Origin of the sequence: Branchiibius sp. NY16-3462-2, from assembly GCF_001594145.1 — a bacterium.
Classification (GTDB): domain Bacteria; phylum Actinomycetota; class Actinomycetes; order Actinomycetales; family Dermatophilaceae; genus Branchiibius.
Window position 1 is genome coordinate 294,302 of sequence record NZ_LVCF01000025.1, and the last position, 12,223, is coordinate 306,524.

16 protein-coding genes and 1 pseudogene are annotated in these 12,223 nt (G+C 67.2%); 10 read left to right on the forward strand and 7 right to left on the reverse strand.

Going from position 1 to position 12,223, the window contains the following annotated elements; genetic code table 11:
• Position 1: 1 nt before the first annotated feature.
• Complete coding sequence (gene pdxY / locus AZH51_RS07450; protein ID WP_291522835.1) at positions 2-850, reverse strand: pyridoxal kinase PdxY; 849 nt, start codon at positions 848-850, stop codon at positions 2-4.
• 72 nt (positions 851-922) lie between these two features.
• Here pdxY and AZH51_RS07455 point away from each other — a divergent pair, with 72 nt between their 5' ends.
• Complete coding sequence (locus AZH51_RS07455; protein ID WP_291522837.1) at positions 923-1,531, forward strand: TetR/AcrR family transcriptional regulator; 609 nt, start codon at positions 923-925, stop codon at positions 1,529-1,531.
• On the opposite strand, the gene AZH51_RS07460 is transcribed toward AZH51_RS07455, so the two are convergent.
• Entirely contained in the window at positions 1,524-2,315 is a 792-nt protein-coding gene (locus tag AZH51_RS07460) for an ABC transporter permease (RefSeq protein ID WP_291522839.1), read from the reverse strand. The genes AZH51_RS07455 and AZH51_RS07460 overlap by 8 nt on opposite strands.
• Positions 2,312-3,208 (reverse strand): ABC transporter ATP-binding protein, encoded by an 897-nt coding sequence (locus AZH51_RS07465; protein WP_291522841.1) that lies wholly within the window; start codon positions 3,206-3,208, stop codon positions 2,312-2,314. The genes AZH51_RS07460 and AZH51_RS07465 overlap by 4 nt, the downstream gene beginning before the upstream one ends.
• 126 nt (positions 3,209-3,334) lie before the next feature.
• Here AZH51_RS07465 and AZH51_RS07470 point away from each other — a divergent pair, with 126 nt between their 5' ends.
• Positions 3,335-4,498, forward strand: a complete 1,164-nt coding sequence (locus tag AZH51_RS07470) for a histidine kinase (RefSeq protein ID WP_291522843.1) — start codon at positions 3,335-3,337, stop codon at positions 4,496-4,498.
• Positions 4,486-5,124: a response regulator transcription factor gene (locus AZH51_RS07475; protein ID WP_291522845.1), complete on the forward strand. Its 639-nt coding sequence runs from the start codon at positions 4,486-4,488 to the stop codon at positions 5,122-5,124. Before AZH51_RS07470 ends, AZH51_RS07475 begins: the two co-directional genes overlap by 13 nt.
• Here AZH51_RS07475 and AZH51_RS07480 read toward each other — a convergent pair whose 3' ends face one another.
• Together AZH51_RS07480 and AZH51_RS07485 are read right to left on the reverse strand one after the other, a co-directional pair.
• Complete coding sequence (locus tag AZH51_RS07480; protein ID WP_291522847.1) at positions 5,125-5,601, reverse strand: YbaK/EbsC family protein; 477 nt, start codon at positions 5,599-5,601, stop codon at positions 5,125-5,127.
• Positions 5,602-5,700: 99 nt separating this feature from the next.
• Positions 5,701-6,300, reverse strand: coding sequence for a DUF1269 domain-containing protein (locus AZH51_RS07485; protein ID WP_291522849.1), 600 nt, complete (start codon positions 6,298-6,300; stop codon positions 5,701-5,703).
• Positions 6,301-6,497: 197 nt separating this feature from the next.
• Here AZH51_RS07485 and AZH51_RS07490 point away from each other — a divergent pair, with 197 nt between their 5' ends.
• From AZH51_RS07490 to AZH51_RS18725, 5 genes and pseudogenes are all read left to right on the forward strand, one after another.
• Positions 6,498-6,806 (forward strand): rhodanese-like domain-containing protein, encoded by a 309-nt coding sequence (locus AZH51_RS07490; protein ID WP_291522851.1) that lies wholly within the window; start codon positions 6,498-6,500, stop codon positions 6,804-6,806.
• A gap of 2 nt (positions 6,807-6,808) precedes the next feature.
• Complete coding sequence (locus AZH51_RS07495; protein WP_291522853.1) at positions 6,809-7,435, forward strand: DUF1345 domain-containing protein; 627 nt, start codon at positions 6,809-6,811, stop codon at positions 7,433-7,435.
• 129 nt (positions 7,436-7,564) lie between these two features.
• Positions 7,565-7,996 (forward strand): helix-turn-helix domain-containing protein, encoded by a 432-nt coding sequence (locus tag AZH51_RS07500; RefSeq protein ID WP_291522855.1) that lies wholly within the window; start codon positions 7,565-7,567, stop codon positions 7,994-7,996.
• 129 nt (positions 7,997-8,125) lie between these two features.
• Positions 8,126-8,302, forward strand: a pseudogene (locus AZH51_RS18720) (PIN domain-containing protein); the annotation flags it as partial.
• A 3-nt stretch (positions 8,303-8,305) separates the two neighbouring features.
• A complete protein-coding gene (locus tag AZH51_RS18725) occupies positions 8,306-8,590 on the forward strand; it encodes a hypothetical protein (RefSeq protein ID WP_367188035.1) in 285 nt (94 codons plus the stop codon).
• A gap of 8 nt (positions 8,591-8,598) precedes the next feature.
• On the opposite strand, the gene AZH51_RS07510 is transcribed toward AZH51_RS18725, so the two are convergent.
• Together AZH51_RS07510 and AZH51_RS07515 are read right to left on the reverse strand one after the other, a co-directional pair.
• Positions 8,599-9,759 (reverse strand): MFS transporter, encoded by a 1,161-nt coding sequence (locus AZH51_RS07510; protein ID WP_291522858.1) that lies wholly within the window; start codon positions 9,757-9,759, stop codon positions 8,599-8,601.
• A 28-nt stretch (positions 9,760-9,787) separates the two neighbouring features.
• On the reverse strand, positions 9,788-10,555 hold the full coding sequence (locus tag AZH51_RS07515; RefSeq protein ID WP_291522860.1) for an isocitrate lyase/phosphoenolpyruvate mutase family protein: 768 nt from the start codon (positions 10,553-10,555) through the stop codon (positions 9,788-9,790).
• A 34-nt stretch (positions 10,556-10,589) separates the two neighbouring features.
• Here AZH51_RS07515 and AZH51_RS07520 point away from each other — a divergent pair, with 34 nt between their 5' ends.
• A complete protein-coding gene (locus AZH51_RS07520) occupies positions 10,590-11,606 on the forward strand; it encodes an LLM class flavin-dependent oxidoreductase (protein ID WP_291522862.1) in 1,017 nt (338 codons plus the stop codon).
• Positions 11,607-11,622: 16 nt separating this feature from the next.
• Entirely contained in the window at positions 11,623-12,222 is a 600-nt protein-coding gene (locus AZH51_RS07525; protein WP_291522864.1) for a hypothetical protein, read from the forward strand.
• Position 12,223: the final 1 nt, after the last annotated feature.

Genomic DNA, 12,223 nt, shown 5'->3' on the forward strand with positions numbered 1-12,223 from the left:
CTCAACGCAGCCGGACTGCCTCGAATTGCCCACTGGGGTGGGCGATTCCGTCCTGCGCCGCGATCAACGCGATCTCCCGCGAACCAGCCTCGTGGGTGGTCGCCATGATCGTGAACACTGAGTCGGCGGTCTCGGCGAGTGCCGTGGCCGGGTCCTGGCTCAAGACGTGGGCCAGGAAGATCGCTGCCGTCGCGTCCCCGGCGCCGGAGACGTACATCGGCAGTAGCGGGGTGGTCACCAGCCATGCGCCCGCATCGGTGGCCAGCACCATCTGGACCGAGTCGGCCGGCGTCTCGTCGGTCTGCACCGAGGTGACCAGTACCGTTTTCGGACCCCTTGCCCGTACGCCGTCCACGGCCGTGAGCAGCTCATCGACCGTGGCGATGGGGCCGCCTGTGAGGTACTCCAACTCGAACTGGTTCGGGGTCAGAATGTCAGCGACGGGAACCACGCGGTCCCGCATGAACTCCGGAATCCCCTCCCGCACGAAGAAACCCCGCCCGACGTCACCCATCACCGGGTCGGCGCAATAGACCGCCGCGGGGTTGGCTGCCTTCACGCGAGCAACCGCGTCCAGGATGACCTCGCCGATCTCGGCGTCGCCCATGTAGCCCGACAGCACCGCGTCGCACTGCGGCAGCACGCCCCGCTCCTCGATACCCAGGACGACGTCGGCGACCGTTTCCGGGCTGAAGACCGGTCCGCGCCACTGGCCGTATCCGGTGTGGTTGGAAAAATGCACGGTGTAGACCGGCCACACCTCATGGCCGAGGCGCTGAAGAGGAAAGACTGCGGAGGAGTTGCCGGCGTGCCCGTAGGCGACGGAGCTTTGGATCGACAGGACCTTCACGATCGATCAGCCTAACCACGCAATTGCGATCAACCGGTGGACAGGCGCACTTCCGTTACATACCGTAACGGAATGAAGGCCAAGCAGATCCCCGCGATGGGCCGGCCGCAGGACGAAGGGCTCACCCACCGCATCCTGGAGGCGACCGTCGAACTGGTCCTCGAGGGAGGGTACGCCGGGCTCAACATGGAGGCCGTCGCACGTCTGGCCGGCTGCGGGCGACCGGCCATCTACCGCCGGTTCTCGGGCAAGGACGAACTGGTGGCCGCTGCGGCCGCAACGGTACTTCGGCTCGGCCCGCTACCCGACCACGGCAACCTCGAGGACGACCTGCTCGACCATGTTCTCTTCAACCGGGACCACCAGAACCAACCCCGACTGATCCGCGAAGGCATCATCCGGGGGCTTCCCGCCATCTTCGAACCGGGCGTCTTCACCCTGTTGTGGGACACGTTGCTCAGCAAGCGCCGGGACCAGGGGGTCGAGATCATCGAGCGGGGGATCCACCGTAGTGAGATCGACGCTCGCGTCGACCCCGACGTCGTGCTCGACCTGCTCGCCGGACTGACCCTCTACCGGCAGTCGATCAAGCGCATCGACGTACCGCAGGAGCAGTACCGCACCGCCATCCAGGCCCTCATCGCGCACCCGCCCCTGAAGGTAACGGCCGCAGCTACTTGACCTCGCGGTGCAGCACCCGCCACACGCCGATCGCCATCGGTACCCCGACCCAGACGGCGGCTCCCGTCGCCAGGTGCGCCCAGTCCGACCCGTGCATGTCGCCGTCCAACAGCGGGCCGGTGACCCGGTTCAGGTCCAACCAGACCGCGGCCTTGTCCAGCCAGCTCGCCAGCGACGAGGCAGCCGTCCAGATCGTCGGCAGGACGAAGGTGGCCACGATGGCCAGCGGCGTGTTCAGGAAGGCAAAACCGAACGCCAGCCCCTGCAGGACGAAGATCAGCAGGCCGACGATCACGCCCACCAGCAGACCCAGACTGCCGTCCCAGCCACCGTCGGCGCCGCGGACGCCGCTGGCGATGAGTTGAGCCAGGGCCGATGCGGCGATCGCCACCGCGATGACGATCAGCCCGAGCACGATGGCGGCGGCGATCTTGGCGACGATCACCCGACCGCGTCGCGGCTCTAGGGTGAAGGTGACCAGCCCGGTGCGCTGCGACCACTCGGCCGTGCCGGCCATCACTCCGATGACCGGCATGATGACGCCCAGCACCAGCGTGTTCAGGCCGAGGAACCCCTTGAAGGTCATCTCCTCCGGATGGCCGAAGATCAGTAGACCGCCGGTGATCACCAGGACCAGCGCGCCCATGGCGATCAACATCCAGCGACCCGCGCGGGTGTCGACCATCTTGCGTAGTTCGACCCTGATCAGCCGGCTCATCGGGGTCCGGTGCCCGCCGAGGTCGGCCGTGGCGATGGGCGGGGTGGTCGGTGTCTCGATCGTCATGGCGTTGCGCCTTCCCGGGCGTGGTCTGCTGTCAGTTGCAAGAACATCTCTTCCAGTCCGTCGCTGCCTGCCGCTCTCAATTCGGTGAGTACGACGCCCGCCGCCAGAGCGGCGCGTCCCACCTCCTGCGTGCTGGCAGCGGTGTGCACTGCGTCGCGGTCGGGGTTAGCTTCGAATCCGGCTGCCACCAAAGCGTTCGCGAGCGCGGGTGCGTCCAGGGACCGGGCGATCGATCCGCGGTTGCCGAGCAGTTCAGCCTTGCTGCCCTGCGCCACGATCCGCCCGTGGCCGATCATCACCAACTCGTCGGCGACGATCTCCACTTCGTGCAACAGGTGGGAGGACAACAGCACGGTGCCGCCCCGGTCGGCGAAATCGCGCAGCAGGGTGCGCATCCAGTGGATCCCTTGTGGGTCAAGGCCATTGGCTGGTTCATCGAGGATCAGCACCTGTGGATCGCCGAGCAGTGCTCCGGCCAGACCGAGTCGTTGCCGCATGCCCAGGGAGTAGTTGCGCACCCGGCGGTCGGCTTCCTTCTCACTCAGGCCGACCCGGGCCAGCGCGGCAGGGACGGCGTCCTTGCCCAGGCCCAACTGCATCGCGACGAGCCGCAGGACTTCACCACCGGTGCGGCCGACGTGCTGGGCAGACGCGTCGAGCATGACCCCGACGTGTCGACCCGGGTTGGGGATGTCGCGGTACTCCCGGCCCAGCACCAACGCCCGGCCACTGGTGGGAGGGGTCAAAGCGGTCATCATCCGCATCGCCGTCGACTTGCCCGCACCGTTGGGTCCGAGGAAACCGGTGACGGCTCCAGCCCGGGCCACGAACGACACGTCGTCGACGGCGGTCATCGAGCCGTACCGCTTGGTGAGGTTTTCCGTGACGATCATGACCGCAACCCTGCCCGAGCCTCAGGTGCGCACACATCACCCAGGTGGCTATCGGCGTACCGACTTTGGTCTATGCCTGGCTGCGACGGGCTGCCATCGGTCACCCGGCCCCCTAACCTGGCGGACATGTCACCGCAGCCGACCCGCACCCCCTGGGGCATCGCCTGGCGGTTCCTGCTGGCGGCGGCCATCGGCGCGCTGTCCTGGGTGGCGCTCTTCCCCCAGGAGCACGCGTCCGACCTGGTCAACCTGTGGTTGATGATCGGCGACCCGGTGGTCGGCATCCTGTGCCTGGTCGGGGCGCTGCGGTGGGTGCGTCGCTACCCGGTCGCAGTCGGCCTGCTCACCGCGGCGGCGGCCTGCGTCGCCCCGGTGGCTGGCGGCGCCGCGGCGTACGCCCTGGGTTCGGTATCCACCCGCAGACAGTGGAGGGAAATCGCCGTTGTCGGCGTCGCCAACGTGTTGTCGGGGATCGTCGCCAGCTGGATCTACCCGCGCAGCGATGACAGCTCACCGTGGTGGTCGGAACTGCTGATCGGGGTCCTCGTCACGGCAGTAGTGATCGCGGTCGGCGTCGCGGTCGGGCAGCGACGGCAGCTGGTCGCCAACCTGCGCGAGCAAGTCGCGGCGGCGCAGCGCGAGCAGGCAGTGCGTGAAGACGCGGCGCGGGCGACCGAGCGCACCCGGATCGCCCGCGAGATGCACGACGTCCTGGCGCACCGCATCTCCCTGGTCGCCATGCACGCCGGGGCCCTCGCCTACCGCCCGGACCTGACGGCGACCGAACGCACTACGGCGGCCCGCACCGTGGAGGAGAACGCGCACCTGGCGCTGCAGGAGTTGCGCGATGTTCTCGGGGTCCTGCGGGATCCGACCACCGGTGTCGAGTCACCTGAGAGTCCCCAGCCACTCATCGGCGACATCCAGGCGTTGGTGGAGGAGAGCCGGGCGGCCGGCGTACGGGTCGACCTCGAGCAACGCGTGAGCGGCGAGCCGTCGGCGACAATCTCGCGCACGGCGTACCGGGTGCTGCAGGAAGGCCTCACGAACGCACGCAAGCACGCTCCGAACACGGCGGTCCGGGTGCTCGTGGACGGTGCCCCGGAGGACGGGGTCAGTATCGTGGTCACGAACCCACTTCCATTGTCTCGCAACGATTCTCAGCTACCCGGTGCCGGGATGGGGCTGCTCGGAGTCAGCGAACGCGTCACCCGGGTCGGCGGGACAGCCAGCCACGGCCCGGAACGTGACGGCTTCCGGCTGGCCGTGTGGTTACCGTGGTCGACGTGACCCCGCCCGTGCGCATCGTGCTCGTCGACGACGACCCGATGGTGCGTACGGCGCTCGGCATGATCCTCGGCGGGGACCCTTCGCTGCGGGTCGTCGGAGAGGCCGCGGACGGGCAGGAGGCGTTGGAGGTCGTCGCGGCACTCCGTCCGGATGTCGTGTTGATGGACATCCGGATGCCGCGACTGGACGGGTTGGCTGCGACCCAGGAGTTGCTGCGTGGTGAGCGACCGCCGCGGGTGATCGTGCTGACGACCTTCGACACCGACGACATGGTGGTGCGGGCATTGCAGCTCGGTGCGGCCGGCTTCCTGCTCAAGGACACCCCACCGGCACGGTTGGTTGAGGCCGTGCGCTCGGTGGCAGCGGGTGCTTCGACGCTGTCGCCGCAGGTCACTGCTGCATTGGTTGCGTCGGTAAGCAGCGCCGGGACAACCAATCCCGCGCTGCGTGACCTGTCCGAGCGGGAGCGCGAGGTCGCGGAGGCGATCGCGCGCGGCCTGTCCAACGCTGAGATCGCCGCAGAGCTCTACATGTCGTTGGCGACGGTCAAAGCGCACGTCGGTCGCATCCTGAGCAAACTCGGCGTGGACAACCGGGTGCAGATCGCCCTGGCCGTCCGCGGCTAGCTACTCGGGCAGTCTGCCGACGGTGACCCAACCGGCAGCGTGCGAGGTCTGCTCCAGGTCGGGCAATGTGAGTTCGATGGCGGAATCCGGGCTGCCGGCGGCGGGGAACACCGTCTCGAACCGTTGCAGCGAAGTGTCCAGCCACACGGTCGCGCCGGGCGGATTCGCGAAGGGACACACGCCGCCGACCGGGTGCCCGGTCAACGCCAAGACAACCTCCGGTTTGAGCATGCTGGCCTTGCGACCGAAGCGGGTCTTGAAGAGGGTGTTGTCGCTGCGGACATCGCCGGCCATGACGATGAGTTCGCAGGTGTCGTCGGTATCGCCTTTGTAGGCAAGGGTTTTCGCGATCCGGGCAGGCTCGACGCCGAACGCAGCGGCCGCCTGGTCGACGGTGTGGCTGGACCCGGGGGTGACGAGCAGTTCGTGCTCGCGGCCCAGGGTGGCGAAGTAGTCACGGACGGTCTCGAGCGACATGGGGCAACGGTAGCCACGCCCCACTACCGGCTGTGTGACGGGTCGGCCCACGAGATGCGATCTCGTGGGCCGACCCGTCCCGAACCCGGAAGGACTTGCTCAGTTGTGGTGCAGCTTCGCCTTGAGGTTGGAGATCTTCTCGTCGCGCTTGGCCTTGCGCTCGGCCTTGTGCGCTTCGTGCAACTTCTCCTCGGCGGCAGCCGCGGCGGCGTCGGCGGCCTCGTCGGCGTTGGCGATCTCGTCCAATACGTCGTCCTCGGAGCGGCGCAGCAGCGTGGCGCCGTTCTGGCTGGCGAACGTGTCCAGCGTGTCATCAGAGGTCTCCTCGACCTCAGCCACGATGGCCGTGCGCCCGGGCGGCAGGGCCTTGCCGGCAGAAGCGACGACGCTGTCGGATGCGTCGCCGCGGTCCACGTCGGCCAGCGAACCGATCAGACCGCCGGTAGCGCCACCGAGCAGAACCCCGAGCGGACCACCGAGAATGCCGAGCAGCAGACCAATGGTGCTACCGCCGAGAGCACCGATCCCGATCACGTTGTCCTGGCCGTCGGTGACCTTCAGCTGTCCGTCGGTGCCGCGTTCCACCACTGCGGAGCTGTTGATCCGGATCGTCCCGGCGTCGAGATCCTTGAACTTGCTGAACGCCTCGTACGCCTTGCTCGAGTCGTCCCAGCTGATCAGCACGATGTTCTTAGTCATCCTGAACTCCTTTGTCGCATAGGTGTTTTCGATGTCGCGGAGCAGCTGCCATTGATCATCGCGATTGCTCCGACCAGTTGCGACGCTACCCACGCACGGCTCATTGGCCGCCCCCCTCAAGGGTGTACCGAAAGCGGCCCGGAACTCGTCGGGGACGCAGGTGGAACACGAGGCCTGCGGACAGCGACAATGGCGTCATGACGGATATCACTGTGGCCCAGGTTCCCGACGACGCGGTCATCCTCGACGTGCGCGAGCAGGACGAATGGGACGCCGGACACGCACCGAACGCCGTACACATCCCGTTGTCCGAGCTGCCCACCCGCATCGCCGAACTTCCCGAGGTCGACGAGCTGCCCGTGGTGTGCCGCCGCGGCGGCCGCTCGGCCCAGGCCGTTGCCTGGTTGGAGCAGCAAGGCTTCGACGTGGTCAACGTCGAAGGCGGCATGAGTGCGTGGGAGTCGGCCGGCAAGCAACTGGACCGCGACGGCGCCACGATCATCTGACCGTGCTCTCGAAGGAGTCGCCGTCTGCGGCGCACCTGGCCGTTGGCGCGGTCGTCGGCGTCATCGTGGGAGTGGTCTTCGCGACGGTCACGGGTCGCGTCATTGCGTCGATCCTGGCCGGCTGGGCGGCCCTGGCCCTGACCTTCGTCGTGTCGATGGTCCTGACCCTGTGGCCGTTGGATGCCGAACAGACCAGCGCCCGGTCCACCCGCGAGGAGCCGTCGCGGCGGCTGACGCACACGGTGGCCCTGGCCGCCGCGGTGCTGAGCCTGGCCGGAGTGATCGCGGTGATGGCGTCGGGCGATCAGGAGGATCGGATCGCCAGCGTCGTGGTTGCCGTCCTGGCCGCGCTGTCGTCGTGGGCGATGATCCATGTGCTGTACGCGCTGCGCTACGCCCGGATCTACTACACCGAGCCCAAGGGCGGGATCGACTACCACCAGAAGGAAGACCCGCAGTACTCCGATTTCTTCTACACCGGATTCGCAGTGGGCATGAGCTACGCGATCTCCGACACCGACCTCGCCTCGACCCAGATGCGTAAGTCCGCCTTGGCGCAGAGCCTGCTGGCCTACGTGTTCGGTGCGATGATCCTGGCCGCGTTGATCAACCTGATCGCCGGACTCTGATCCGACTCCACCGCTCACCCGAAGCGCGCGTGTGTACTCACAAGCGGTTTGACGCACTCTTTCTATACGGACGGGTTGCAGATATAACTGCAACTGCTTACGCTTACATCCGAAATCAAGGAGTTCGCTATGCCTACGAAGAGTGCTTCAGCCATCCTCACCGGTGAACGCGACGCGGCTCTCGCGCGTGACGTTCTTCAGACGTTGGAGGGGCCGACCGGTGAGCTGTCTGTCGCCCGAGACGCTGAGTCACCGCGTCCGCTCCCTCGCGAACTGGGTCAACTGCTGCAGGATGTACTGGAGTCGATCGCTTCCCAATCCAGCGTCACCGTCCGCGCTCTTCCCGACGAGTTGACAACATCGACCGCTGCATCCGTGCTCGGCGTGTCGAGGCCCACCCTGATGAAGATGGTCAAGAACGGCGAGATCCGGGCACACAAGGTCGGCGCACACACTCGTCTTCGACGCGAGGATGTGACCGCCGCACGACGTGCGAGGCGCGAACGTGAACGCGCTGCGTTCGCCGAACTGCTGGAGGCCGAGGGAGACGAAGTCGACTGACTGCTGGTAGTTTCCGCGAATGAGCGGAGGCGCCCAGCGCGTGTTTGTCGACGCCAACGTCTTCTATTCACGGACGCTACGCGACTGGTTGGGAAGCTCTACACAACTCCCGACGCGCCGCCTTTCATCGTGTGCTGGACCGAGGATGTACTAGCGGAGACCATCTACCGCCTCCGCCGGGCTCACCCAGATTGGGACGGTGCGCGAATCTCTCGTATGAGAGATGCCATCGCAGGATCTTTCGAAGGTGGCCGGGTCGACGCCTACTCGCCCGGCGCATATCCAGGCACAGATCCCAACGACGCCCACGTGCACGCCGCAGCCGTGGCAGCACAGGCCGACTACCTGGTCACTGGCAACACCAAGGATTTCTCCTGGGACGCCGATAGTGCGCCCTATGAGGTTCTGACGCCTGATGAGTTCTTCGTCCCGGTGGACCAGGCGATGGGTGACTTAGTTGACCTCGTTGCGCAGAAGATGAGCGACTACTGGGTAAAGCGATCCGGCGAGGCAGACCTTCCCGCCCGACTCGTCGCTGCAGGTTGCCCAGAGTTTGCGGTTCGCGTCAGAACCCACCTGCAACGCCACATGTGAACTGCGGATCAACCTGATCGCCGGGCTGTGACCCGATCGGGGATCAGCACGACAGGGATCGTGAGAGCAAGCAGGATGGCACCGAAGATCATCACGACGGTTCCCGAAACATGCTCCAGCGCAAGGGTGATCAGATACGGAACGGCGAACCCGACGTACGTCAGGGAGTAGAAGATCGCGTTGAGGGTGCCCAGGTCGCCCGGTTGGGCGACCGACTCCACGCCGGTCAGTCCACCGACGAGGATCAGCCCGTACGCCGCGCCAAGCCCGATCGCGGCCGGCACCACCAGCCACCAGGCGCCCGTCATCGCCATGACAGCCGCGATGAGCAGCCCGACACTTCCCGCGATCGCACCCGCGATCAGCATCTTGGGAGCGCTGCCCAGCCGGCGCCCGAACGGTTGCAGCAGCACGCCGGAGTAGAGCGTGAGCGCCGCCAGCGCCCCGCCGACGGCGATCGACGGACCGGGGATGTGCGTGAGCGACGGCAGCGTCGCGAAACTGACGGAGGCACACCCGAAAACCCATGGGGCCGTGGGTAGTACACGGCGGATGAAGGTCGGTTCGCGCAGCGCCGCAGCAACCTCGCTCTCCTGCTCCCGCTCGGTGACAACGGCCCGCGCAGGCTCGGGGGTGTTCCACGCGATCACGGTGACAGCAGCCGCCAGGATCAGGTGCGGCACATAGGGCAACACGGTGGGCCACGGCGCCCACTGCGCAAGAACTCCGGCCACCAACGGTCCGCTGGCAAAGCCCGACGAGAGGGCGATCGTGGCGCGCCGGGCGCCGGTTCCCGCTGCGCCGGTGGACAATTCCTTGACCCAGGCCGTCCCCGGCGCGAAAGCGGCGCCCGAGGCGATGCCGGCCAGCAGCCGCCCGAGCAACAGCAACCACAGGTGGCTGCCGCCGGCTATCAGCACGCAGGTCGCCACGATGGACAGCAACAGCACCGGTCGCAACACCCGGCGTCGGCCGATGCGGTCCGAGATCGGCGAGATGATCAGCAGGGCGGGGATGATCCCGATCGCGTAGGCACCGAAGAGCAGCGTGACTTCAGCGGCGGATGCGTGATCGTGCGCCTTGTAGACCGGCAGCATGGCCGCGAACTGGTTGGCACCCCAGCCGACGGCAAACAACGCCAGCGCGGCTCGCAGCCAGGGGGTCCTCACGCGCACCCACCATACGGTCGCTATGGAGTCAGTTGAGCGCAGGGGTGTCCGTCGGGATGACGCCGCCGTCGTACAGCGATTCGCCGAGGTCGCGCAGCGCCCGCAACGCGACACGTTGGGTCAGCGGGCCGTAGGAGATCCGGGCGACACCGAGGGCTTCGTATTCCTTGGCCGGCAGGGCACCGGGCAATCCGATGAGGGTCAGCCGGCCGGGACCGAGCCCTTCGACGAGGCGCCGGACGTCGCCGGCGCCCACGGCACCGGGTACGAAAACCACTGGTGCACCAGCGTCGATGAACGCCCGGCCGCGCCGGATGGCCTCTTCGATCCGATCCTCGCGCGACAGCGTCTCGTTGCGCATCGCATCGGTGCGGGCGTTCAACTGGAACTGCACTCCCTCGGCCAGAGCGGCCTTGGTGATCTCGGCCACCCGCGCGACCGCCTCGTCGAAGGGCCGGTTGCGGTCCTCGACGTTGGCACCCACGATCCCGATGCCGATGGCGCGCCGGACCGTCTCGCCCGGGTCGTCGTACCCGTCGTCGAGGTCCGCGGACACCGGCAGGTCGACGGCATCGACCACGACCTTCGCCCCGGCCAGGGCGACGTCCAGCGGCATCTGGCCATCGTCGTACCCGAGGGAGGCAGCAATCGAGTGGCCAGCGGTAGCAATGGCTTTCGTGTCCGGGAGGTCAGCGATGGTCTTCGCGCTGATCGCGTCCCAGACGTTGACGACCTGGAGGATTTCGGGGGCCTCGTGCAGCGCCTTGAGGGCGAGGGCGCGATCCGCGGTGCTCATAACTGGACTGTAGGCACCGGTCTACGATCGCGCTATGACCCTACGGCGGCTGGGCTTCCTGACCCTCGGCCTGTTCGACCCTGCCGATCCGGCACCCGGGCACGAGTCGTTGCTGCAGGTGATCGAGCTCGGCGAGCAACTCGGATTCGACAGCGCGTGGCTTCGGCACCGGCACCTGCAGCACGGCGTCTCCTCCCCGATCGCCATCCTGGCGGCGGCCTCCCAGCGCACGTCGCGGATCGAACTGGGCACGGCCGTCACGCCGTTGGGCTGGGAGAACCCGCTGCGGCTCGCAGAAGATCTCGCGACCGTCGACATCCTGACCGGTGGGCGGATCAACCCCGGCGTGAGCGTGGGGCCACCGATGAACTTCGACTCCGTTCGCGATGCGCTGTATCCGGACACCGCCGATATCGAGGACTTCAGCTACGAGCGGGTGCTTCGGCTGGTGCGCTTCCTGCGCGGGGAGCGAGCATCCACCTTCGAAGGGACTCGCGGCATCGAGGTGTTCTCCTCGATCGTGCAGCCACACTCGCCGGGGCTGTCCGACCGGGTCTGGTACGGCGGGGCGAGCCTTCGGTCGGCCGTCTGGGCTGGGCGCGAGGGCCTGAACTTCCTGACCAGCAGTGTACTGAAGCCGGAACCGGAGGACGGCCTGGATTTCGCACGCATCCAGCAACAGCAGATCCGCGCCTACCGCGCAGCGCACCCGCTCGGCTCGAAAGCCCGTGTGTCGCAAGGGCTCGTGGTCATCCCGACCGACTCGGCGACGTCAGAACAGAAAGCCAAGTACTCGGCGTACGTCGAGGCCCGGCTCCCGCGCACCCGTGAACTCCAGGGGCCGGGCATGTTGTTCTCTCCTGACCTGATCGGCACGAGTTCGCAACTAGCAGAGCAACTTTCGGCGCACGCCGGTTATCAGGAGGTCGACGAGGTGGTCTTCGCGTTGCCGTTCAGCTTCGAGCACGAGGACTACGTGCAGATCCTGACCGACATGGCCCAGCACCTCGGACCCGCCCTGGGTTGGTCACCGGTATCTGCCAGCGGGTGATCGACTCCTAGGTGGTATGTCCATCCGTCGAACCTCCGTCCTCGGCCTCATCCCCGTGGTCGCTGCCCTTCCCGCGCTGGCCGCGTGTGGAAGCGTGAGTACGACGAGCGACCCGTCACCGGCGACCGTCACCGTTACTGCCAGTCCGGCGTCCGTCTCGCAGACCCCGCAGGCGATGCCGGAGACCGCGACGAGCGTTCCCTCGTCAGCGCTTTCGGCGCCGACGGTCACCGCTAGGCACGTCGCGACCAGTCAGCCAGCAGCCACCCGGCAGGCCAGCGTTCAACCCAAGGCCCCGCGGCCGCTGATCACTGACTTCACCGCCAGCGAGACGAAGGTCGCCTGCTCCGCCGGTGGTCCCGGCTTCCCCGCCAAGCTTGATTTCGACATCACCTTCACCTGGGCCACCAAACACACCAAGGCCGTCTACCTGGGCGTCGACACGACCGATGCGCTGCACAACTCCTACTCCGGCGCGATGCCGACGAGCGGATCGATCACGATCGGCTACGGCTGCTACGACCCGCACACCTACACGCTGGCGGCCGTCGGGACCGACGGGAGGGTCATCCAGCACACGATCACCGTCAAGAACGTCGGCGACCCCGGTGCGTGAA